The sequence below is a fragment of the Jannaschia aquimarina genome (assembly GCF_000877395.1).
Taxonomy (GTDB): domain Bacteria; phylum Pseudomonadota; class Alphaproteobacteria; order Rhodobacterales; family Rhodobacteraceae; genus Jannaschia; species Jannaschia aquimarina.
Genome location: NZ_JYFE01000027.1, coordinates 14,965 through 37,493 on the forward strand (window position 1 = coordinate 14,965; position 22,529 = coordinate 37,493).

Below are 22,529 nucleotides of genomic sequence, written 5' to 3' on the forward strand. Positions count from 1 at the left end.
GGCGCTCCGGCTTGCGGTTCGCGGCGATTGTCGGAATGTTGCGCGCGGGGCGCGACGGTTCGGGTGACAAGGAAGTTCTCAGATGCGCATCGCGATGATTGGGACGGGCTATGTGGGCCTCGTGTCCGGTGTGTGCTTTTCGGATTTCGGACATGACGTCGTCTGCGTGGACAAGTCCGAGGGCAAGATCGCGCGGCTCGAGCGCGGAGAAATCCCCATTTACGAGCCGGGCCTGGACCTCCTGCTGACGCGCAACGTCGAGGCCGGACGCCTTTCCTTCACGACCGATCTGACCGGCGCGGTCGACGGTGCGGATGCGGTCTTCATCGCAGTCGGGACCCCGACTCGCCGCGGCGATGGCCATGCGGACCTCACCTATGTGATGGCCGCCGCAGAAGAGATCGGTCGCGCCCTGACCGGCTACGCGGTCATCGTCACCAAGAGTACCGTGCCCGTCGGGACGAACAGGAAGGTGCGCGAAGCGGTCGCTGCCGCAGCCCCCGAAGCGGAGTTCGACGTCGCCTCCAACCCCGAATTCCTGCGCGAAGGGGCGGCGATAGACGATTTCATGCGCCCGGATCGCGTCGTTGTCGGCGTCGAGACTCCGCGTGCGGCCGAAGTGATGGAGGCGATCTACCGCCCACTCTACCTGCGCGACTTTCCGATCGTGACCACCAATTTGGAGTCGGCCGAGATGATCAAGTACGCGGCCAACGCCTTTCTCGCGACGAAGATCACATTCATCAACGAAATCGCCGCCCTGTGCGAGCGTGTCGGTGCCGATATCAAGCAGGTCTCCAAGGGGATCGGCATGGACGGGCGTATCGGGAACAAGTTCCTGCATGCCGGGCCAGGCTACGGCGGCTCGTGTTTTCCGAAGGACACGTCTGCGCTCGCCCGGATCGGGCAGGATCACGCCATGCCGATGCGGATCACCGAGACGGTCATGCAGGTCAACGAGGGCACCAAGGCCCGTATGGTTGAAAAGTTGCGCGACCTGTGTGACGGCAGCTTCAATGGACGAACCGTCGCGGTCCTCGGCGTGACCTTCAAGCCTAATACCGACGACATGCGCGAAGCGCCCAGCCTGACGATCGTGCCCGCGCTGGTCGGCGGGGGCGCGCGTGTCCGGGTGGTGGACCCCCAAGGTAGGCGAGAGGGCGAGGCGCTGCTGCCCGGTGTGGCGTGGCACGACGATCCCTACGAGGCGGCGCAGGACGCCGATCTGCTGGTCGTCCTCACCGAATGGAACGAGTTCCGCGCCTTGGACCTTGGGCGGATCGCGTCGGCCATGGCGACCCCGCGCCTAGCCGATCTGCGCAACGTCTACAGCCCGGAGGATGCCGCCTCGGCCGGGTTCCGGTCGGCGACCTTCGTCGGACGCGCGGGGTTCGAGGCATGACCAAGCTCCTGATCGTGCACCAGAACATGCCCGGCCAATACCGGGAGTTGCTGGAAGTGCTCCGGGAAACCGGCGAGCATGAGATCGTCTTTCTCACCCAGCGAGAGGACTTCCCCGAGCCGAAGGGCGTGCGCAAGGTCGTGTATCGCTCGCACAACCGCCCGACCAAGGAATCCTATGGCCTGTCCAAGATCTGGGAGGAGGCGACGGGCAATGGGTACGGGGCCGCCCTTGCCTGCGACAAGCTGAAGGCGGACGGCTTCGAACCGGACATCATCCTGGGCCATACCGGTTGGGGTGAGCTTCTGTTCCTCAAGCATGTCTGGCCCGCGGCCCCGATCCTGGGCTTCTTCGAATACTACTACCTGCTCCATGGCGGTCCAGTGAATTTCGACCCCGAGGATCCGCCAGCCGAAACGGCGCCGTACCTGCTTCAGGCCCGCAACGCCGTTCCGAACACGAACATCCATGCCGTCGATCGGGGGACCTGCCCGACCTGGTGGCAACGGAACACATTCCCCAAGATGTTCCACCCCAAGCTCTACGTCTGCCACGACGGGATCCGAGCGGATCGCCTGCGACCGGATCCGAACGTGTCGCTTTCGCTGGGCCGCATCGGCAAGATCACTCGCAAGGACGAGGTGTTCACCTACATGGCCCGCAACATGGAGCGGACCCGGGGCTTCCACGTCTTCATGCGCGCCCTGCCCAAAATCCTCCAAGCGCGTCCCGAGGCGCGGGTCCTGATCGTCGGCGGCAACGCGTCGAGCTACGGTAAGGCTTCGGACGTGGAGGGCGGCTTCCGCGCCGAGATGGAGGCCGAGGTCGGCCATCTGGTGGATTGGGATCGCGTGCATTTCTTGGGCCGCGTCCCCTATGACGCCTTCCAGAAGGTCATCCAGATCAGCCGCTGCCACATCTACCTGACGATGCCTTTCGTGCTCTCGTGGTCCCTGCTCGAATCCATGTCGATGGAGGCGACCATCGTCGCCTCCGACACGGCGCCGGTCCGCGAAGCGATCACGCACGGCAAGACGGGCCTGCTGGTCGATTTCTTCCGTCCGGATCTGCTGGCCCAGCAGGTCGTGGACGTTCTGGCCGCGCCACAGGACTTCGCGCATCTCGGCCCGGCAGCGAGGCGGCATGTCGAGCGTGAGTACGATTTTCTCAAGGTCTGCCTGCCGCGGCATCTCGAAGAGATGAACGCGCTCCTTCCGCTCGAAAAGCAGATCCACGTTTGATCTGGCCCGCGTTGCCGCCGGTTGCGTCCATCGGGTGGCGCGCCTATTCCCGTGACATGCTGAGCATGTCACAGGCCGGGTCCATCTCATGAGCGTCGCGATCGTCATTCCAGCGCGCTACGCCTCGACCCGCTATCCCGGAAAACCGCTCGTCGAATTGACCCTGCCCGATGGCAGCAGGAAATCCCTGATCCGAATGACCTGGGACGCCGCGCAGCAGGTCGGGGGCGTCGATCATATTCACGTCGCCACCGACGATGACCGCATCCGCGACCACTGCGAAGCCTTCGGAGCGTCCGTGGTCATGACCTCCGAGGCGGCGCGCAACGGCACCGAGCGGTGCGCCGAGGCGGCCGAGGCCGTTGGCGCGGACCTCATTGTGAACCTTCAGGGCGACGCGCCGTTGACGCCACCCTGGTTCGTCGAGGCGCTGATAGACGGGATCGGACAAGCCGACGTCGCGACGCCCGTCCTGCGCTGCGATCGCAAGACCTACGACATGTTCGTCGAGGACCGCCGGGCCGGGCGGGTCGGAGGAACGACAGCCGTCTTCGACCGGGCGATGCGGGGCCTCTACTTTTCCAAGGAGGTCATTCCCTGGATCGACCCCACCAAGGTCCCGGACCCGGTCCCCGTCTTCCACCATGTCGGCGCCTATGCCTACACGCCAGCCGCGCTGAGATCCTATGCCAGCTGGCCCGAGGGGGAGCTGGAGCGGCGGGAAGGCCTTGAACAGCTTCGCTTTCTCGAGAACGGCGCCCATGTCGCCTGCGTCGAGGTCGAAGCGCGGGGCCGCACGTTCTGGGAACTCAACAACCCTGCCGATGTCGCCCGCATCGAGACCGCCCTGAAGGAGAATGGCTGATGGATCCGATCCAGTCCCGCGTGGTCGATGTCTCCGGTATTCCCTGCGGCGGGTCCGAGCCGTTCATGCTCATCACCGGGCCGTGCCAGCTCGAAAGCCTGGACCACGCGCGGATGATGGCGGAGCGCATCGCCGCCGCCTGCGCGCCGACCGGCACACGGTTCGTCTTCAAGGCGAGCTACGACAAGGCGAACCGCTCCTCGCTTTCGGGCACCCGTGGGTTGGGAATGGAGAAGGGGCTGGAAATCCTTGGGAAAATCAAGGCGGAGTTCGGCTGTCCCGTTCTCACCGACGTGCATGAGACCGGCCATTGCGCGCCCGCGGCGGAGGTGTGCGACATCCTTCAGATCCCCGCCTTTCTGTCGCGGCAGACCGATCTCCTGCTTGCGGCGGGCGAGACCGGTGCCGTGATCAACATCAAGAAGGGGCAGTTCCTCGCCCCGTGGGACATGCCAAATGTCGCGGCCAAGGTGGCCAGCACCGGCAACGAGAAAATCCTGCTCTGTGAACGAGGAACCTCGTTTGGTTACAATACCTTGGTGACGGATTTCCGTGGGCTGCCGCAGATGGAGGCGACAGGATATCCAGTGGTGTTCGACGCAACGCATTCGGTGCAGCAGCCGGGGGGGTTGGGTGGCTCGTCAGGGGGACAGAGGGAGTTTGCGCCGGTGCTCGCCCGGGCAGCCTGTTCGGTGGGGGTCTCGGCGCTCTTCATCGAGACGCATCAGGATCCGGACAATGCCCCGTCGGATGGGCCCAACATGATCCCCATCGAGCGGATGGAAGCCCTGATCGGTGATCTGAGACGCTTCGACGATCTGCGCAAAGGTCGCTGATAGACGCACGAAATTGGCATCCGCTCGGGATATCGGTGCGAGAATGCCGATGCACCCCCTGTGCACCATCTGTGCACCCCCCGTCTGCACAATGTGCACCGCGCAGGGCCGGACCGCTGGATCGGGTCCGGCTGCGATCTCACCAGGGTGATGGTCGGGTGACTTTGCCGCCCCACCGATCCGCGCCCGGAACAGGTCGGCCGGAGCGCCTCCGGGTCCGGTCGCCGGCGTAGCCGAGTGCGTGACCGCGGTCAGGAACGCCAGAGGGCGGATCGGCGCGGCCTTCTGCATTGGTCGCTCGCACGGGCACTCTTCTTCCCCCCTCCCGGTCTAAAGCCTTGCCATGCGGGGGTGGATTCGCGCACGGCCTCCCTAGATACTTCCCATGTTCGAATGGGTCCTATCCGTCATGGCGCGGGCCGGGTACGGGGGGCTCGCCTTCCTGATGCTGGCCGAGAACGTCTTCCCTCCGATCCCGTCCGAGGTCGTCATGCCGCTGGCCGGCTTCCTGTCGGCACGCGGAGATTTCTGGTTGCCTTGGGCGATCCTTGCCGGGCTGGTCGGGACGGTGCTGGGCGCGCTCTTCTGGTATTGGGTCGGGATGGCGATCGGCACCGCCCGGCTGAGGCGCGTGACGGAGCGTCATGGCCGATGGCTGACCCTCTCTCCGACGGATGTCGAAAAGGCCGAGATCTACTTCCGGGAACGCGGCCTGATGGCCGTCTTCGCGGGGCGGATGCTGCCGGGGCTGCGCACGCTGATCTCGGTGCCTGCGGGTATGGCGCGGATGCCGATGGGCCCGTTTCTGCTGGCGACGACGGCCGGGAGCCTGATCTGGATCGGGGGGCTGGCGATCCTGGGCTACATCCTCGAGTCGCAATACGATCGGATCCACGCCTGGCTCGACCCTGCGATCTGGGTGGTCGTGGGCGCTGTGGCGGGTGTCTATTTCTGGCGGCTCTTCAGGCAGGAGTCGCGGCGTTGAGCGGGCGGCCCGCCTGATCGACGTGAAACGTTCGGCCGCTGCGCGCTCCCTGCTTCTTCTCGGCTCAAATGCTCCCGCCGGAGGCCCGGATCCGGACGGGGCTCGATGCCCCGTCCGATCCGTCCGCTTCAGCGCGGCATCGGGTTCGAGGCGGTCTTGTAGGCGGACCAATCCTCGATGTCGGGATAATGCTGCCTGCGCCATTCGCGCACGCGGGGGTTCATCATCCGTCGCCAGAGTGGAGGGAACATCGCCGCCGCCGTCATCACCGGATAGCCCGCGGGAAGTTGCGGCGCCTCATCCGCCTCGTAGGTCTGCAACAACGGAAAGGGGCGGTCGGGCTTGAAGTGGTGGTCGGAATGGCGTTGCAGGTTGATCAGCAGCCAGTTCGACGCCTTCTGCGCGCTGTTCCAGGAATGATGCGGCTTGACCGGTTCATACTTGCCGTCGCCCAGATGACGACGCGTCAGGCCGTAATGCTCGATGTAGTTGACGAGTTCGAGCTGCCAGATCGCGACGCCTGCCTGCAGCAGGAACAGCGCCAGCCCCGCCCAACCGCCGATCAGCGCGGCCAGCGTCAGCATCGCCGCCTGCAACGCGGCAAATCGCCAGAACGGGTTGGAGCGGTGCCACCACGGCAGGCCCTTGCGGGCCAGCATCGCCGCTTCGGCCTGCCACGCGGAGGTCAGGCATTGCCACAGCACGCGGGGATAGAAGCGGTGGAACCCTTCGTTGTAGCGGGCCGTCACCGGATCGCGGGGCGTGGCGACATAGCGATGGTGGACCAGCAGGTGTTCGGACCGGAAATGCGAATAGAGCACCATCGACAGCAGGATATCCCCGAGCCAGCGTTCCAGCCGCGTACGCTGGTGCATCAGTTCGTGGCTGTAATTGATCCCGATCGTTCCGCCGATCACGCCGACCCCGAAGAACAGGCCCGCCAGTTCCCAGCCGCCCAGATGCGGTGCCCGGGTCGCGTAGAAGATCAGGCCGAAGAGCGTGACGAACTGCACCGGCGCCCAGATCAGGGTGATCGCGCGATACCAGCCCAAGGCCCGGCGATCCGTCATGGGATCGGCATTGCCCTCTTCCAGCCCGGCGAGAACATCCAGAAGCGAATAGGCCCCCCAGGCATAGGCGGGCACGGCCAGCACCCACCATCCGCCCAGATAGGCGGCCGCCCAGGTGATCGGCACCATGGTCAGCGATGCCCAGAAGGGCAGGGCGCGCAGCGGATTTCGAAGCTGGCTCTCGGAGACGGCGGTGATGGTCATTCTTTCGTCCTCCCATCCGGATGTTAACGCCCCGTTTCCGACGACGCAAAACGCGACGCTACGTCACGGCAAGGGCGTGCGCCTTGCGGAAAAGAGTCGGGAGCGCGGCCGGATCCAGCGGCGTCCATTGGCCCCGGTCGGGGTTTCCGGTGGCCTCGGCCACGCGCACCGTCAGAATCAGGTGAAAATGCGTGAAGGTGTGGCGCACCTCGCCCGCATCGCGCCAGGGCGCGTCGAAGGGCGGGGCCTCGGCCGGGGCCTCGGACCAGTCGGAGGTCGGGAAGGCCGCCATGCCGCCCAAGAGGCCCTTGTCCGGGCGCCGCTCGGTCAGCCAGTCGGAGCCGCGCCGCGCCAGATAGACATAGCCCCTCCGCGTGGGCTTGGCCTTCTTCGGGGCCTTGGCGGGCAGCGTCGCGGCGATCCCGGCGGCGTGGCCCGCGCAATCCGGCTTGAGCGGGCAGAGCAGGCAGGACGGGGATTTCGCGGTGCAGATCGTCGCGCCCAGATCCATCACCGCCTGAGCGTGGTCGCCGGGGCGCCGCTCGGGCGTCAGAGCCGCGGCCGCATCGCGAATCGCGGGTTTGGCGGCGGGCAGAGGCGTCCGAATGGCGAAAAGGCGGGCCATCACGCGTTCTACATTGCCGTCGACGACCACGGCGGGACGGTCGAAGGCGATGGCCGCAATGGCGGCGGCCGTATAGGGCCCGATGCCGGGCAGGGCTCGCAGGCCGTCTTCGGTGTCGGGGAAGGTGCCGTCCAGATCGCGGCTCACGACGCGGGCGCAGGCCAACAGGTTCCGGGCGCGGGCGTAATAGCCGAGCCCCGCCCAGGCGGCCATGACATCCGGATCCTCCGCCGCGGCGAGGGCATGCACGTCGGGCCAGATCCGCGTGAACCGGTGGAAGTACTCGCGCACGGCCGCCACAGTAGTTTGCTGAAGCATCACCTCTGATAGCCACACGCGGTAGGGGTCGGGACGTGCTGCCGCGCCGGGGGGCACGCGCCAGGGCAGGTCGCGCGCGTGGGCGTCATACCAGCCCATCAGCCGGTCGGCCGCCTGTCGCGAATCACGCATCGGTGATGAGCCCCCTATCCCTTCCGGCGGGGGATCATGTAATCGTCTCGCCATGGCAGCGAAAGGGCCCAACAGGACGCGCAAGGGCGGCGTCCGCACCGTTGGTGCGCTGGTCGAGCGGCAGATCCGCCGCTCGGGCGAGACGCGCGGATTCTCCGAATCGCGGCTGCTGACCCATTGGGCCGAAGTGGCGGGCGCTGACGTAGCGCGGATCTGCCGGCCGGTGAAGGTAAGCTGGTCGCGCCGGGAGCAGGGATCCGTCCTGACGCTGCTGACCACCGGCGCGCAGGCCCCGATGCTGCAGATGCGCCTGCCGCAGCTGCGCGATCGGGTGAATGCCTGCTACGGCTACAGGGCCATTGCCGGGATCAACATCACCCAGACCGCCCCAACCGGATTTGCCGAAGGACAGGCGAGCTTCGACGCGGGGCCACCCCGGCGAAAGCCTGCGCCGAGCCCGGAAACGCGAGAAAAGGCGCGCGCTCAGGTCGGCGGGATCGCCGATCCGGCGTTGAAGGACGCGCTTGAACGGCTGGGGGCCAACATCATATCGAAAGCGGGCCGCGAAGACGGCCCCGACAGGAGCAGACGATGATCAACCGACGGAACCTGATGATGATCGGCGGCGGGGCCGCCTTGGGCGCGGCCTGGGCATTCTGGCCCAGCGGGCGGGACGGTCTGCCCCTGTTGCCGGGAGGCGACGGCTCGGCCCGCGCGCAGGATGCGGGATCGATCGCGGAAATGACGCTGGGCGATCCGGATGCGCCGGTGAAGGTGGTAGAATACGCCTCGTTCACTTGCCCCCATTGCGCGAACTTCCACCTCGACACGTTCAAGGCGTTCCGGGAGGAATACATCGACACCGGCCGGGTGCATTTCACCTACCGGGAGGTCTATTTCGACCGCTACGGCCTGTGGGCGTCGATGATCGCGCGTTGCGCCGACCCGATGCGCTATTTCGGGATCGTGGAACTGCTTTACGACAGCCAGTCGGAATGGTCGCGGCAGGAGGACCCCGCCGCGGTCGCCGAGAGTCTCAAGCGGATCGGCGCGCAAGCCGGGATGGATCGCGAGACGCTGGATGCCTGCCTGCAGGACGGTGAGAAGGCGCAGTCGCTCGTCGCCTGGTACGAGCAGAACGCCGCGTCCGACGGCGTCCGGTCGACCCCGTCCTTCCTGATCAACGGCGAGATGCATGCGGGCAATATGAGCCTGTCGCAACTGGGCCGTCTGGTGGACGAAGCCGCCTCCTGAAAAGGCGCGGAGCGTCGCCGCTGGATCGCATCGGGCGGATCGGCGGCGATCGAAGATCGGCTCCGTCCCGATCCTTAGCGAGCGTTGGCCGTTTCCACCGTGACGTCGAGGATCGCCGCCCGCCCTGCGGCAATCGAACGGGCAAGCGCGCGGGCGGTTCTGTTATCGAGGATCGGTCGCGCGGGCGTCATCTCTGCCGGGGACAGGTCGCATGTCGCCCGTAGCAATGCGGAGGGGCCCAAACCTGCGGCCTCGCGGCTGTAGGGCGTGACCAGAAGCGTTTCGCTGGGCAGCCCATTCGATATGAGGATGGCATGGCGTTCGGTCAGAATGTGAAGGTAGTCGAGTCCCGCCGCCGGACACACCTCCCGGATGCCGGGAAGCGCGGTCAGGGTATGAGCGGGGACCAGGACCTCCCGTGCCTTGGTGAAGGATGGACCGGGACCGCATGTCCTCAGAAGGATGCGATGCTGGCGTGAGAGGCTCGTGTCTGCCCGGGGGCGACCCTCTCCCAATGCGTGCGCCCGGATGGAGATCGGTCGGAAGCCTTTCTGCTGCCGCATCCGCCAGGACGGAACCCGCGTCCGTCCGATCCAGAGGATCGGCTGCGGGCCGTCGTCCAACGTCTCGATCAGGGCGCCCGGTTGGAGACGTTCGATCGCAACAGGGCCGGCTGGTGTCTGGATGCGGGTTCCAGCCGCCAGACAGGTCACCCCCTGCTGCGACAACTCGGAATAGTTGGTCGAGTTCGGGTTGCTGACATTGGTGACCGTGTAGGTCGTGCCAAGCTGCGGGGCCGGTTCGTGGAAGATGTAGTAGGTGGAATTCGTGGACGCGATGAAGACCTCGGTGACGTAATAGGTGTTCGTGCCATCGCTCAGCGTGATTTCGTCTCTCGGCTGGACTTGCCCCGACGTTTCCACATTGCCGAACTCGTCGTAGACGATGGCGGTCTGGCTACTGTCCTCGTCGTCGCGGTCGTCCGTTCCGTCCTGAAGGCGGCTGTCGTTGTCCGTGATTGAGATCACGTGATCCGCCGGGAAATCGAACGAGATCGTGTCGCCGACCGTCGGACTGCCCCCCGGCCATGTCAGTTGATCGTCGTCGTAACCAGGAAAATCATACGTCGCCATGCGCCCGCTATGCGCAAAATGGCTTAGGAATATGTGAATCGCGACCGGTCCGAACCTTCGCCGTCCTGCGATCGCGGCAAGAGATGCGGCTTGGGCTGGGTCAGCCCTCTGGGTTCTGCGATCTGCGTGTCGACAGCAGCGAGCCTACGCCGGCCAGTATGTTGCCTTTTGTCAGCCAGGCGATGGCAAAGGCCAGCACACCCAGCGTCTCGAGCCAGAAGACGATGTTTCGCTCTGCCAATGCCTGTCCCAGATCCGTGTCGGCGATGAAGAAGAATATCGCCAGACCGACGATGGACGCGATCAGGGCAATGCCGCAGGCGAGATAGGTCGCGTTCCCCGGCTCGTCGAAATAACGCACCTCGCCCGCCGCGTTCTTCGGGAACAGGAACAGGCAGATGAGTGCCATCGCCAGGAAGAACACCGCCGCGCTGATGAAGTGGAGCGCGCCGAGGGGCGTGCACCAATGGCCCACGAAGCCCTGAACCACCTCGGGCGGCGGAAAGGCGTCGCAATCCGTGCCCGCCGGCAGGGCGGGGATCAGCGCCACGCCGATGGCGCCCACGCCCGCGACGGTCGAGACCCACCAGTCGGTCAGCTTGTCACCCTTTTGCGGGCGGTGGCCCACATAGGCGATGAGAAAGAGGCCGATCGCCACCAGCACCCCCACGAGGATGTCGCCCATCACCGTGTGGTAGAATTCGGAGATCGACGGCTGCATCTGGCCGCCGGGCCAGAAACGCGCGTGTCCGTAAAGCAGGATCGGAAGGCTGAGCCCCGCAAGCCCGAGGGCGCGGCGGACGGCGAGGAACGACGACACCAGCTCGTCGTGATCGGCGGAGCTGGAGACCGGTTTGGCATTGAAGGGCATCGGGGCACTCGTCACGATTTACGGATCGGGGCAGCTTGACGTAGCGTGAGCCTAACATAGATCCCGCGCGGTATCGGGGCATGGAAACCTGCCTTGTGCGTGACCCTCGGGGTCAGGTCAGCGCCGCCAGAGCCGATTCGAGGGGGGCGGGGTCTTCGATGCGCAGGCGAACCGGCAGGACGAGAACGCGGCCACGCAGGGACGGGGGCAGGCGGACCGCGTCCTTTTCGGTCGTGATCGGCTGGGCGGAGAGCTTGGCCGCCCGCTCGCCGAGGCGATGCAGAAGGGTGGGCGTCAGCGGCTGGTGATCGCCGAGGGCCTCGGTGCCCCGGACATCCGTGCCGAGGTCGCGCAGGGTCTGGAAGAACTTCTCGGGCCGCCCGATCCCCGCGAAGGCGAAGACGGGCAGGCCCTCCCACGGCATGCCGGTTTCAAGTGGTTCGAGGGTGCCGCGCAGAACCGGCGGCGCCGAGGCGGGCAAGGTGACGTCTCCCTTGCCGATCAGCAGGACCAGGTCGGCGCGGGCGAGACCTGTTTCGACAGGTTCGCGCAGCGGGCCGGCGGGAAGGACCCGGCCATTGCCGAAGCCCACCCCGGCATCGACGACGACGATGGAGAGGTCCTTTTCCAGCGCCGGGTTCTGGAAGCCGTCATCCAGCACGATCGCGCGAGCCCCTGCCTCGACCGCGGCGCGGGCCCCGGCGGCGCGGTCGCGCGCCACCCAGGTGGGCGCGAAGGCCGAAAGCAGGAGCGGCTCGTCCCCCACGGCTGTGGCATCGTGGCGGGCGGGGTCGACGCGGACCGGGCCCTCGAGCTTGCCGCCATAGCCTCGGCTGACCACGTGCGCGCCGTCCAGCCGTTCGAGCAGGGCGATGACGGTGGGCGTCTTGCCCGCCCCACCGGCCGTCAGGTTGCCGACGCAGATCACCGGCACGTCGAGCCTGACCCCCGGCCGGGCCACGCGCCGCGCGGTCGCCGCCGCATAGAGCCACCCGATCGGCGTCAGCATGGTGGAGATCGGGCCGCGCCCGGACCAGAAACCGGGCGCGCGCATCAATCCACCCCGTCGAGCATGGCGAAGAGCAGATCCAGCGCCTTGTCGGTCACTTCGGCGCCCTGACTGCAGACTTCCCATGCTGCGTGGGCCATGCGTGCCGCCTCGTCGGGTTCCAGGGCGGCTGTCAGGGCCTGACCGAGGCCGCTTTCATCCGGGACGAGTCGCGCGCCACCGGCCTTGGCCAGCCGGTCGTAGATGTCGGCAAAGTTGAAAACGTGGGGACCGTGCAGGATCGCGCTGCCCAGGGCGGCGGGCTCGAACGGGTTATGACCGCCCACTTTCACGAGGGAGCCGCCCATGAAGCTGACGGGACACAGGCGAAACCACAGCCCCATCTCGCCCAGCGTATCGGCGAGGTAGACCTGGGTGGAGGGCTGGATTTCCTCCTGCTTGGATCGCCGCGCGACCTTCCAGCCGCCTTCGCGCAGGGCGGCCTCGATCCCGTCCGCGCGGTCCGGATGGCGGGGCACGAGGACACAGAGAAGCCGTTGCCAGGAGCGCAGGGCATGGGCCTGGGCGCCCATCGCGGCCGCCTCTTCCCCGTCATGGGTCGAGGCGGCGAGCCAGAGCGGCCGACCCTGGATCGCGGCGGCCATCCGCGCGCGTTCGCGTTCGTCGACGGGCAAGGCCGAGGAGCCTTCCTTCAGGGTGCCCGTCACTTCGAGGCGGGCGGAGGGAAGGCCCAGTTCGCGCAGGCGTTCGGCGGTCGCCGGGTCCTGGGCCTGAACCTGATCGATCCGCGCCAAAAGGGCGGCGGCGGCCCCCCGACCCCACCTGCTCCAACGCTGAAAGCTGGCGGCGGTCATGCGGGCGTTGATGAGCGCGATGTTGGTGTCGCGTTCGTGGCATTCGACGATGAGCGAGGGCCAGAGCTCCGACTCGGCCAGGACGGCGAGATCCGGACGCCAGTGGGCCATGAACCGTTTGACCCAAGGGCGGACGTCCAGCGGCGCATATTGGTGGACGGTGCGGGGCGGCAGGCGGGACGACAGGATCTCGGCGGAGGTGACGGTGCCGGTGGTCAGCAGGAACGACAGGTCCGGCCGTTCCTCTCCCATCTTGCGGATCATCTCGAGCAACGAGAGACCCTCGCCGACGCTGGCGCCATGGAGCCAGATCAGCGGCCCGTCCTCGCGCGGGGCGGAGGGGTGGCCGCGCCGTTCCGCGATGCGCTGCGGATCCTCCTTGCCTTCCTGGAGACGTCGGCGCAGCGCGCGCTCCGCCAGCGGCTTGGCTTGCGCCGATGCCGCCAGATAGGCTTGCAGCAGCTTGGAGCGCGGCGGGGTCAGCCCAGTTCCTCGGTCGGAGAGGCTTCGCGCTCCTCGTCGCGAAGCCGGTGAATGTGCGCGATGAAGTAGCGCATGTGCGCGTCGTCCACGGTGCGCTGGGCGGCCGATTTCCAGGCGTCGTAGGCGCTGGCATAGTCGGGATACATGCCGACGATGTCGATCGCGTCCATATCGGCGAACTGCGTCGATTGGGGGTTCACGAGCTCGCCGCCGAAGACGAGGTGCAGGCGTTGCTGGGACATGGGGCCTCCGGGTTGGTGTTCGCCCCTCGCCTAACCCGGTGTCGCGACACGGTCCAGAAGGCCCGCATGGACGGCGGGACTGCCCGCGATGACACCGACGACTTTTGGGATGCCGGTTCCGTAATGCAGCGGACTGCCGAAGCGGTCCGTGCAGGACGCGCCGGCCTCGGTGCAGATCAGATCCCCCGCCGCGATGTCCCAGTGCCAGCAATCCCGAAGCGTGACCATCGCGTCGAACCGGCCCTGCGCCACCAGCGCCAACCTGTAGGCCAGCGAGGAGCGGAACGTGCGGCGGACATCCGGCATCCGTTCCCAGTTCTGTGCGCGGAAGGTCGGCTTTGCGGCGAGAACCGTCGCCTCTTCCAGCCCAGCCCGCCCGCTGGGGGCGATGGGCACCCCGTTCAGGCTCGCCCCACCGCCGGCATGGGCCGACCAGAGACGGTCGCGCATCGGCTGGTAGATCGCGGCGGCGACCGTCCGGCCGTCCTCGACCACGGCGAGCGAGTGGGTGAAGGCGCCGTTCCCTTCGATGAAGGCGCGGGTGCCGTCGATCGGGTCGATCACGAAGGTGCGCTGTCCGGTCCGCCGGTCGGTCTGGTAGCTTTCCTCGCTGAGCCAGCCGTAGTCGGGGCGCGTCCCGAGAAGTCGGTCATGGAGCATGGCGTCCACTTCGAGATCGGCCTCGGTCACGGGACCCTGATCGCCCTTCTGCCAGACCTTCGGATCGCGCTTGAAATGTCTCCGCGCGATCTCTCCGGCGGATCGCGCCGCGCTTTCGAGGAGCGCGCGATCAGCTTCCGGCAACCGTCAGGCCCTCGACGCGTAGGGACGGGATGGCGCGCGACAGGTGCGGGCGCGCGTCGTTCGCGGGCGTCAGCGTCCGCAACATGTCCCGCAGATTGCCCGCGACGGTGCATTCGTTGACCGGATAGGAAATCTGACCGTTCTCGACCCAGAAGCCGGAGGCGCCGCGAGAATAGTCACCCGTGGTCGCGTTCACGGAGGATCCGATCAGCGATGTGATCAGGAGGCCGGTCCCCATCTCGGCCAGCAGCGCGTCGCGCCCGATCGCCCCTTCCGTCATGCGGATGTTCGTCACTCCCGGCGAAGGCGGTGACGACGTGCCCCGCGTCGCGTTCGCAGTACTGTCGAGGCCGAGCTTACGTGCCGTGGCCAAGTCCAGCACCCAGCCTTGCAGGACGCCGTCGGCCACCAGATCGCGCCGCGCCGTCGCCAGCCCCTCGGCGTCGAACGGTTTGGACGAACCCAGGCGGGGCAGGTGCGGATCCTCCCAGACCGAAAGCCCTGCGGGCAGGACGTCTTGTCCCATCGCGTCGCGCAGGAAGCTGGAGCCACGCGCGACCGAGCTGCCGTTGATCGCCCCGAGGAGATGGCCGATCAGGGTCGATGCCACGCGCTCGTCATAGACGACGGGAAATGCGCCGGTGGGCGGCTTGCGCGATCCGGCGCGGGCGACGGCCCGCTCTCCGGCGAGGCGGCCGACCTTTGCGGGGTCGTCCAGATCGGCGGCGTGGGTGCGGCTGTCGCCGTAATAGTCGCGTTCCATCGACAGGCCCTCGCCCGAAATGGCGACGCAGGAGAGGGACGTGCCGGTGCGGGCATAGCCGCCGGAAAAGCCATTGGTCGCCGCCAGATGGATGCGGCGCTCGCCCCAGCCGGCGCCCGCCGCGCTGACCTGGGCGACGCCGTCCACCGCGAGGGCGGCCGCTTCCGCCGCCAGTGCCATGTCCTGAAGGTCCGCCGGGCTGGGGGCGGGAGCCGTGTCCACGAGGTCGAGGGACGCCGCGTCCGTTCTTTCGGCCAGCGCGTCGGCCGGGGCGAGGCCCACATGCGGATCTTCGGGCGCCTCGCGGGCCATGGCGACGGCACGCTCGGCCATGGTGGCCATCGTCTCGGGCCGGATGTCGGACGCGGAGATGCAGGCCTGCCGCTTGCCGATCAGCACTCGAAGGCCGAGTTCGACGCCTTCGGAGCGCTCGGCATGTTCGAGCTTGCCCTTGAGCACGTCGACCGAAACCGACGTCCCCTCGACCGCGAGCGCATCCGCCGCCTCGGCCCCGGCCTTTCGGGCGGCGTCGAGCAGGGCGTCGCACAGGCGGGGAAGATCGCTTTGGGGCGTGTCGGACATCGGGCGGCCTCGGTCTTGCGGGTTCAGGGGGAGGTAGAGCGCCGGCCTGCCGGGCACAAGCTGGTGCGTCCCGGCGGCGCGGGCCGCTTCGAATAAACCGTCGGTGTAGGGGTGGCTATCGCATAACTCGGCGAAACGCGGCCGGTTTCCGCCAAATGGGCCGAGCGGTCATAGGATAACGCCAACACGATCCCATAGATGCCCCGTGACGGCGTGGATGGAGCCTTTTCATCCGCGACGCAGGATGCGCGCCGAGGCGTGCGAGATTCATTCGAGCCGGCCGCCGTGCCGGTGCCATTGGAGAAAGACCATGAAGTCCATCCTTCCCTTCGCCCTGATCGCCGCGACCCTGACCGCATGCGGACCCGGCGGCGTCATCGACAGCGATGTCGAGCGTGGCCTTGTCGGCGCGGCAGTTGGCTACGGCGCCGCGCGGGCCGTGGACGGCAACGGGGACCGCGGCGCCATCGCGGGCGGCTTGGCCGGTATCTTCTGCGACGACGTGGGCGTCTGCTCGCGCGCCCGCTGAGCCGACCGTTTCGGATCTGAGCGCCCGCCCCGTCACGGGGCGGGCGTTCGCATGTCCGGGCTCGGCAGGCCAAGCAGGCAGAACGAAAAGGCCCCCGAGCGGAACTCGGGGGCAATGGCCGCAGCAATGGTATCGCTGTCAGCGAGTCATCTTCGGTCCGACGCCGCCGCGCGGTTCCGTCCGCAGTCCGGGCACGCGGATCATTGCAGCGGAAGGCCGTTGGCCAGGATGCCGCCGCCTTCGGTGAACTCGATCTCCGACTCGAGGCGGTTCTCGCCGACCGGACGGGCGACCATGCCGGCCATGCCGCGTACGAAGGTGGCCTGCTGCGCCGGGACGAGGCCCATCGCGACCAGCTTGTCCAGAAGCGCCATGCCGCCGTCGAGAGCGAGGTTCAGGCGCCCGACCGGCATGGGGAACGGAGCGGGCGTTTCCGGGAAAGTCAGCGCACCGGTGCCGGTCAGTTCGGCCCCCGCGACCGAGAAGCGCAGCTCACTCAGATCAAGGCTTTCGGGACGGATCGGGGGGCCCTCCAGAGCGGTAACGGCCTCGGGGTCGCCCAGGAAGTCGGCCAGGACCTCGGCCTCGCCCGTGATCGTGAGGACCAGCGTCGCCGGATCGCGCGGCAACTGGCCCGTCGGGTCGAAGAGCGCCCAGAGCTGCTCGTCCAGGGCGAGATCGCGATAGGCGAGGTCGAGCGCCCAGGGACTGCCGCCCTCCGAGACAGCGTAGGGGAAGGTAACCCCCGTCCGTGCCTCGGCCATGGTGACGTTGATCGGTAACGGCATCGCGGGCGGAACGACCGTCATCTGCGCGTCGTTCGAAGTCAGCAGGTAGGTGATGCTCTGCTCGTCCAGTCCGAGCTCGATCCCGCCGGATGCGGCCTGGCCGTTGACCTGCAATTGTCCTTCGGGCGTGTCCGATACCAGGGCCAGCGTGCTGCCCGAATGGGTAATTTCGCCCTCATAGGTGATGCCCATCATCGCGAAGATGTTCGAGCCGTCCGGCGCGGCCTCGGATGGGTATGTGCCGTCGATCCGGCCGCCGAGGCCGGACATCGCGTAGGACAGATCGAACGTCTCCCCGGTGGCGGAGGCGCCCGCGGCCGAAAAGTCGACCGCGCTCGCGGCGTAGGTCTGCGAAAAGCCGATCTCCTCGCCGTCCAGATCCGACTGATAGGTCGAGTCGAGATTGCGGAGGGTCATCGTCGCCGGAAAGGATTCCGCCACCTCGTCGCCGGTGATGTCGCCCATCTCGTAAGTCAGGCTGTCGGCGCGAATGTCGTAGATGCGCTGATCGCCCTCGTCGCGGGCGATGATGGACAGGCCCTCGTGGCGTATTTCTGCGCTGATCGTGACGGTTTCGCCTTCGAGCGTGCTGGTCGAACTCGCGTCGGATACCGGCGGAATCTCGATCCGCACCGAGCCGTCATTCTGCTCGACGAATGTGAGAGTGCCGTAGTTGCTGGTCGAGGCGCCGCCGCCGAAATCCATCACCGCCTGGACGTCTTCGAGGACGAGCCTGCCGACTGAATAGTCCTCGGAGCCGACCTGAAGCTCCATCCCGAGACGGGCGCCCATCTCCTGCCAGTCCTCCCACAATTCGGGGGCGGTCAGGGACCAGGCGGGGCTTGCCGCCAGCAGGGCGAGTGGCAGGGCGGCGTAGTATTTCGACATCGGAAGGCCTCTGGGATAAACGACGGTCGACGAAGCATTTCGCACCCCGCCGCTGGGGTCAACCGAAGGAGGGCGCCATGCAGGGTCGCACCGTCATGATTACCGGAGCCAGCCGCGGGATCGGCGCGGCCGCCGCCCGCGCCTTCGCCGCCGAAGGGGCGAATGTCGCGCTTCTGGCTCGCTCGACCGAGGCCATCGCCGATCTGGCCGGCGAGATCGGAGAGACGGCATTGGCCATCCCCTGCGACGTCACGCGCTATCACGAGATGGCGCTGGCCGTGGGCGCCGCGCGCGACAGATTTGGCGGGCTGGACGTGATGATCCTGAATGCGGGCGTTATCGACCCCATCGCGCCCCTGGGCCGGGCCGATCCCGATGCCTGGGATCGCGGGATCGACGTGAACCTGAAGGGCGTCCACAACGGAATGCATGCCGCGATTCCGGTTTTGCCCGAGGGCGGGACGCTGATCACGGTGTCTTCCGGAGCCGCGCATCGCCCTGTCGAGGGCTGGTCGCAATACTGCGCCGCCAAGGCGGGGGCCTGGATGCTGACCCGGCAGGCCCATCACGAATTGGGGCGGCGCCTGCGGGTCTTCGGCCTGTCACCGGGCACGGTCGCCACGCAGATGCAGCGCGACATCAAGCAGAGCGGGATCGGCCCCGTGGCGCAACTCGATTGGGGGGACCACATCCCGCCGGACTGGCCTGCCAAGGCGCTCGTCTGGATGTGCTCGCCCGATGCGGACGACCTGCGCGGCACGGAGATCAGCCTGCGCGAGGACGAGATCCGCAAGCGCATCGGTCTGGCGTGATCCGGGTCGAGCAGGACGGGCCGGTCACCGCGCTGACCCTGGACCGGACGAACAAGCGGAATGCCCTCACGGGCGGCATGCTGGAGGACCTGATCGCTGGCGTCGAGGCGGCGCCCGGGCCACTCGTTATGACTGGGGCCGGAGGTGTCTTCAGCGCCGGGGCCGATCTGGAGGCCGCGCGGGCGGGGCTCGCCACCTCGCCATTATGGGAGCGGCTGTCGGGCACGATCGCGGCGCATCCCCATCTGACGGTCGCCGCGCTGAACGGAACCTGCGCCGGCGGGGCACTCGGCATGGTTCTGGCCTGCGACATCCGCCTGTCGGTGCCCGAGGCGACGTTCTTCTACCCGGTGGCGAAGCTGGGCTTTCTTCCCCAGCCGTCCGACCCGGTGCGGCTGGCGGGCCTGACCGGCTCGTCCCGCGCCAAGCTGATGCTGGCCGGAGGGGCGCGATGGGATGCCTTCGAGGCGCTGACCTTCGGGCTGGTGGATCGGGTCGTCCCCGATCCGGTCGCCGCTGCGCGGGAACTCGTTTCCGCCGGTGAGCCGGGCCATGTCGCCGCGATCAAGGCAATGGTGCCCTGAGCGAGCCCATCGCCCGGCCCGTTCGCTACTCCGTCAGGCCGCGCTGGCGCATCTCGAGCGGGATGTTGAAGAGGGAGGTCCCGAGGTTCACGTCGGTGCGCATGTCGCCCAGAACGACGGTGGTCTGCTGACCGGACTCGTCGGTGATGACCCATTGCCGCAACGTGACCGGGTTCGGCGTGAAGACGAGCTGGATGTTTCCGTATTGCGGATTCTCCGGATCCTGCAGCGTCACCTGCGTCTGGTTCGCATCCCCCGAATGCCGGACCAGCATGCCCGAGCGGCCCAAATTCACGTTGTCCTCCAGGATCAGGCTGAGGGGCGTCTGGCTGAGAGGGTATTGTTCGGGCGTGGTATTCGAGACCGGATCGAAGACGGCCACCTGCCCGCCCCCGGCGATGACGAGGCCGCGGTTCGGCGCATCGTAGTCGAACCGCGCCCGGCCGGGCCGCCGGAGCGACAGATCGCCGGTAGAGATCGTTCCATCCGCGTTGATCTGCGTGAATTCGGCCTGCGCCGTGCGGAAGCCGTTGAGATACTGGCTGATCGCGTTGACCGGGATCTGGGCCTGCGCGGGCAGGGCGGTCAGCGCGGCCAGGGCGGCGGCGAGAAGGATGCGCATCGGAATGCTCCGTGGTCTTCGATGGTCAGGTCGATATGGGGCAGACCCGCCAGGAAACCCAGAGATATGCGATGACAGCCGCGCGAGATGACGAAACACCGCCGGTCCCACAAGGGCGCGAAGCCCTGCGGGGAGCCGGCGATGCCGGCTCAGCCCTTGCGCGTGTCGGGATGCAGCGACGACGCGAGGATGTGATCCGACTGGTGGATGATGCGCTGGGCCTGATGCACGATCAGCGGGTCGGGCATCGTCGCGACTTCGGGATCCTTTCCGGGATAGTCCAGCGAGGACAGGAAGTGGCGCATGCAATTGAGGCGCGCGCGCTTCTTGTCGTCCGACAGGATGACCGTCCAGGGCGCATCGGCAGTGTCGGTATAGAAGAACATAGCCTCTTTCGCCTCGGTGTAGTCCGACCACTTGTCCAGCGAGGCGCGGTCGATCGGAGACAGCTTCCATTGTTTCAGCGGATCGGTTTCGCGCGATTTGAATCGGCGGCGCTGTTCCTGCTGGGTGACCGAAAACCAATATTTGAACAGGTGGATCCCGGACCGCACCAGCATCCGCTCGAACTCGGGCGTCTGGCGCATGAATTCGAGGTACTCGGTCGGCTCGCAGAAGTTCATCACCCGTTCGACGCCGGCGCGATTGTACCAGGACCGGTCATAGAGCACGATCTCGCCGGAGGTGGGCAGGTGCTTGACGTAGCGCTGGAAGTACCACTGGCCGCGTTCCTCGTCGGTCGGCTTGTTCAGGGCGACGACGCGCGCGGCCCGGGGATTGAGATGTTCGGTGAAGCGCTTGATCGTGCCGCCCTTGCCGGCGGCATCGCGCCCTTCGAACAGCATGACGACCCGCTGGCCCGTGTCCTGTAACCAGAGTTGGGCCTTCAGCAACTCGACCTGAAGCGCGGCTTTCTCGGCCTCGTACTTCGCGCGCGCGATCTTGCGCGGATAGGGATATTTCCGGGCATCGGCGGCCTTGCTCAGGGCCTTCCTGGCCCCTGTGGTCGAGATCTGCGGCGCGTTCATCGTGCATCCTCCGTCCTGTGGCAGGTCACTCGATTGGCAGGTCCCGGCGGCCATTTCCCTGACCCAGATCAGGCGGCCGCTCCGTTCACTCTTCGTCCACCAATTTCGGGCATCCGTAGCAGACGGACGCGAAAGGCAAGCATGGCGACATTCACGATTCCCGTCCTGTTGGAGCAGGACATGCACGCCGCCGGCGGCACCGTCGGATCGAACGGAACCTATGCCACGAATGGCAGCACGTTCACCTACTCGGCTTCGGATATGCCGACATATTCAGTGACGATCACTGATAACGGCGCGGATCAGACGACCTTGTCCGCGGATACGGACGGGGTGAACTCGGATGGCGGGGCGAATACCGACAACGAGGGGGCGGACGGAGAAACCGCGACCGTGCGCGACCCGAACGGGAACGTCGTCGGAACACCTGATGGCCGCGTCGCCGCCGACCGCTCCGCCGTACTGGAGGGGAGCGATGGCAGCACGATCACGATCTACGAGATCGAGGTTTTCGACGATCTCGACATGTACGCCTTCAGCGCGCCCCTGCAGGAAGGGGTGACCTATACGGTGGTCTCGACGAACACCCGGGATCAGCCGATCCAATACTCGGAAATGGTGTGCCTCGCCCGAGGGACGCCGATCGCTACCCAGAATGGCGAGCGACCCGTCCAGACGCTGCGCACTGGGTGCAAGGTCACGGTGCTCGACGGGCCGCCGGCGACACTCGTGCTGGCCGTCCAAGACACCTATCGGCCGGGCCGCGACGCCGTCCCCGTCCGGATCGGTGCGGGGGCCCTGGGCAACGCGCGCGATCTCATTGTCTCGGCACAGCATCGTGTCCTGTGGGACGGGGGGCTGGTGGCAGCCGGTCTGCTGGCAGACGAACTGGGCGGCCAATTCCGCCGTGCGACCGGCCTGCGGGCGACGACGTTTCACAACCTTTTACTTGACCGGCATCACGTCATCTTCGCAGGCGGCGCACCCGTCGAAAGCCTTTATCCGGGGCCACGCGCGCTGTGCCGCCTCGCTTTGGGTCGCGGGACGCTCCTGACGGCCCGGCTTCGATGGCCCGGTCTCTGGGAGGCTGCCAGCCACGCCGAGGTCCGGCGCATTTACGGCCCGCCCGCGCGGCCGATCCTGCGGAGGTCGGACCTGCGCGCGATGGCGTTGGCTTGAGGGCGGGATCGCCGCCAGATCTTCGCTCCCGACACAATGAAAACTGCCGAGCAAGCGACCGAAACGGACTGCACCCCCGGGTTGGATGAGCCGCCGCCGGTTCAGGAGCTCCCCGACCCGTGAAGACAGCAAGCCATCGCGGCCTTATGACATGGACAGGATGGCCTGACACCGGACGCGCCTAATCCGTAGCAGCCCGCCATTTTGCAGTCGATCCCATGGTTGCAAATACCTCGGAGCCGGTTGCATCCGCGAGCAGTCATGGGCGCGAAGAGTGAAGAGGTCGACCAGAGCTTCCCGCACGACCCGCACGCGACCATGCCGCGCGTCACCGGCGTCCCCACCGGCCGGTCGCAAAAGCATCCAGATCTGAATTTACGGGAGGGTGTCCGCCGGATCGCGAGCGCGACACCTGATCCGGCAACG

General features: G+C 67.1%; 23 protein-coding genes. 11 read left to right on the forward strand and 12 right to left on the reverse strand.

Annotation, left to right across the window (positions count from 1 at the left end; genetic code table 11):
• Positions 1 to 82 precede the first annotated feature (82 nt).
• From jaqu_RS07290 to jaqu_RS07310, 5 genes are all read left to right on the forward strand, one after another.
• Positions 83 to 1,402 (forward strand): UDP-glucose dehydrogenase family protein, encoded by a 1,320-nt coding sequence (locus jaqu_RS07290; protein WP_043918306.1) that lies wholly within the window; start codon positions 83 to 85, stop codon positions 1,400 to 1,402.
• On the forward strand, positions 1,399 to 2,643 hold the full coding sequence (locus jaqu_RS07295) for a glycosyltransferase family 4 protein (protein ID WP_043918307.1): 1,245 nt from the start codon (positions 1,399 to 1,401) through the stop codon (positions 2,641 to 2,643). The genes jaqu_RS07290 and jaqu_RS07295 overlap by 4 nt, the downstream gene beginning before the upstream one ends.
• Before the next feature lie 88 nt (positions 2,644 to 2,731).
• Positions 2,732 to 3,508 carry a 3-deoxy-manno-octulosonate cytidylyltransferase gene (locus tag jaqu_RS07300; RefSeq protein ID WP_043918308.1) on the forward strand — a complete coding sequence of 259 codons (777 nt, stop codon included), beginning with the start codon at positions 2,732 to 2,734 and terminating at the stop codon, positions 3,506 to 3,508.
• Complete coding sequence (gene kdsA / locus jaqu_RS07305; RefSeq protein WP_043918309.1) at positions 3,508 to 4,344, forward strand: 3-deoxy-8-phosphooctulonate synthase; 837 nt, start codon at positions 3,508 to 3,510, stop codon at positions 4,342 to 4,344. Before jaqu_RS07300 ends, kdsA begins: the two co-directional genes overlap by 1 nt.
• Before the next feature lie 385 nt (positions 4,345 to 4,729).
• Positions 4,730 to 5,329: a DedA family protein gene (locus jaqu_RS07310; protein ID WP_043918310.1), complete on the forward strand. Its 600-nt coding sequence runs from the start codon at positions 4,730 to 4,732 to the stop codon at positions 5,327 to 5,329.
• 128 nt (positions 5,330 to 5,457) lie between these two features.
• Here jaqu_RS07310 and jaqu_RS07315 read toward each other — a convergent pair whose 3' ends face one another.
• A complete protein-coding gene (locus jaqu_RS07315; RefSeq protein WP_043918311.1) occupies positions 5,458 to 6,603 on the reverse strand; it encodes an alkane 1-monooxygenase in 1,146 nt (381 codons plus the stop codon).
• Positions 6,604 to 6,661: 58 nt separating this feature from the next.
• Positions 6,662 to 7,678 (reverse strand): A/G-specific adenine glycosylase, encoded by a 1,017-nt coding sequence (locus jaqu_RS07320; RefSeq protein WP_043918312.1) that lies wholly within the window; start codon positions 7,676 to 7,678, stop codon positions 6,662 to 6,664.
• Positions 7,679 to 7,730: 52 nt separating this feature from the next.
• On the opposite strand from jaqu_RS07320, the gene jaqu_RS07325 reads away from it, so the two are divergent.
• Positions 7,731 to 8,273: a DUF721 domain-containing protein gene (locus jaqu_RS07325; RefSeq protein WP_043918313.1), complete on the forward strand. Its 543-nt coding sequence runs from the start codon at positions 7,731 to 7,733 to the stop codon at positions 8,271 to 8,273.
• Positions 8,270 to 8,932: a DsbA family protein gene (locus tag jaqu_RS07330; protein ID WP_043918314.1), complete on the forward strand. Its 663-nt coding sequence runs from the start codon at positions 8,270 to 8,272 to the stop codon at positions 8,930 to 8,932. The genes jaqu_RS07325 and jaqu_RS07330 overlap by 4 nt, the downstream gene beginning before the upstream one ends.
• Before the next feature lie 74 nt (positions 8,933 to 9,006).
• On the opposite strand, the gene jaqu_RS20570 is transcribed toward jaqu_RS07330, so the two are convergent.
• The 7 genes from jaqu_RS20570 to jaqu_RS07365 all read right to left on the reverse strand — a co-directional run bounded on the left by jaqu_RS20570 (position 9,007) and on the right by jaqu_RS07365 (position 15,673).
• Positions 9,007 to 10,065, reverse strand: coding sequence for a Hint domain-containing protein (locus jaqu_RS20570; RefSeq protein ID WP_052500834.1), 1,059 nt, complete (start codon positions 10,063 to 10,065; stop codon positions 9,007 to 9,009).
• Positions 10,066 to 10,165: 100 nt separating this feature from the next.
• A complete protein-coding gene (locus jaqu_RS07340; RefSeq protein ID WP_161793841.1) occupies positions 10,166 to 10,951 on the reverse strand; it encodes a DUF998 domain-containing protein in 786 nt (261 codons plus the stop codon).
• A gap of 97 nt (positions 10,952 to 11,048) precedes the next feature.
• Positions 11,049 to 11,990, reverse strand: a complete 942-nt coding sequence (lpxK, locus tag jaqu_RS07345; protein ID WP_043918315.1) for a tetraacyldisaccharide 4'-kinase — start codon at positions 11,988 to 11,990, stop codon at positions 11,049 to 11,051.
• Entirely contained in the window at positions 11,990 to 13,282 is a 1,293-nt protein-coding gene (locus jaqu_RS07350; RefSeq protein WP_052500845.1) for a 3-deoxy-D-manno-octulosonic acid transferase, read from the reverse strand. The genes lpxK and jaqu_RS07350 overlap by 1 nt, the downstream gene beginning before the upstream one ends.
• A complete protein-coding gene (locus jaqu_RS07355; RefSeq protein ID WP_043918316.1) occupies positions 13,279 to 13,524 on the reverse strand; it encodes a DUF4170 domain-containing protein in 246 nt (81 codons plus the stop codon). The genes jaqu_RS07350 and jaqu_RS07355 overlap by 4 nt, the downstream gene beginning before the upstream one ends.
• Before the next feature lie 30 nt (positions 13,525 to 13,554).
• Entirely contained in the window at positions 13,555 to 14,328 is a 774-nt protein-coding gene (locus tag jaqu_RS07360) for an inositol monophosphatase family protein (RefSeq protein WP_043918317.1), read from the reverse strand.
• Entirely contained in the window at positions 14,315 to 15,673 is a 1,359-nt protein-coding gene (locus jaqu_RS07365; protein WP_043918318.1) for a TldD/PmbA family protein, read from the reverse strand. Before jaqu_RS07365 ends, jaqu_RS07360 begins: the two co-directional genes overlap by 14 nt.
• A 310-nt stretch (positions 15,674 to 15,983) precedes the next feature.
• Between jaqu_RS07365 and jaqu_RS07370 the strand changes: the two genes are divergently transcribed.
• Positions 15,984 to 16,202: a hypothetical protein gene (locus jaqu_RS07370; RefSeq protein WP_043918319.1), complete on the forward strand. Its 219-nt coding sequence runs from the start codon at positions 15,984 to 15,986 to the stop codon at positions 16,200 to 16,202.
• 200 nt (positions 16,203 to 16,402) lie between these two features.
• Here the strand turns inward: jaqu_RS07370 and jaqu_RS07375 are convergent, their stop codons facing one another.
• Positions 16,403 to 17,878 carry a DUF2125 domain-containing protein gene (locus jaqu_RS07375; protein ID WP_043918320.1) on the reverse strand — a complete coding sequence of 492 codons (1,476 nt, stop codon included), beginning with the start codon at positions 17,876 to 17,878 and terminating at the stop codon, positions 16,403 to 16,405.
• A 77-nt stretch (positions 17,879 to 17,955) separates the two neighbouring features.
• On the opposite strand from jaqu_RS07375, the gene jaqu_RS07380 reads away from it, so the two are divergent.
• Both jaqu_RS07380 and jaqu_RS07385 read left to right on the forward strand, forming a co-directional pair.
• The gene (locus jaqu_RS07380; RefSeq protein WP_043918321.1) at positions 17,956 to 18,690 is read left to right on the forward strand and encodes an SDR family oxidoreductase; all 735 of its coding nucleotides are present in this window, start codon (positions 17,956 to 17,958) and stop codon (positions 18,688 to 18,690) included.
• A complete protein-coding gene (locus jaqu_RS07385) occupies positions 18,687 to 19,274 on the forward strand; it encodes an enoyl-CoA hydratase/isomerase family protein (RefSeq protein WP_043918322.1) in 588 nt (195 codons plus the stop codon). The genes jaqu_RS07380 and jaqu_RS07385 overlap by 4 nt, the downstream gene beginning before the upstream one ends.
• Before the next feature lie 25 nt (positions 19,275 to 19,299).
• Here jaqu_RS07385 and jaqu_RS07390 read toward each other — a convergent pair whose 3' ends face one another.
• Both jaqu_RS07390 and ppk2 read right to left on the reverse strand, forming a co-directional pair.
• A complete protein-coding gene (locus tag jaqu_RS07390) occupies positions 19,300 to 19,896 on the reverse strand; it encodes a LolA family protein (RefSeq protein ID WP_043918323.1) in 597 nt (198 codons plus the stop codon).
• A 149-nt stretch (positions 19,897 to 20,045) separates the two neighbouring features.
• Positions 20,046 to 20,978 carry a polyphosphate kinase 2 gene (ppk2, locus tag jaqu_RS07395; RefSeq protein ID WP_084629536.1) on the reverse strand — a complete coding sequence of 311 codons (933 nt, stop codon included), beginning with the start codon at positions 20,976 to 20,978 and terminating at the stop codon, positions 20,046 to 20,048.
• A gap of 87 nt (positions 20,979 to 21,065) precedes the next feature.
• On the opposite strand from ppk2, the gene jaqu_RS20575 reads away from it, so the two are divergent.
• Positions 21,066 to 22,103: a Hint domain-containing protein gene (locus tag jaqu_RS20575; RefSeq protein ID WP_052500836.1), complete on the forward strand. Its 1,038-nt coding sequence runs from the start codon at positions 21,066 to 21,068 to the stop codon at positions 22,101 to 22,103.
• Positions 22,104 to 22,529: the final 426 nt, after the last annotated feature.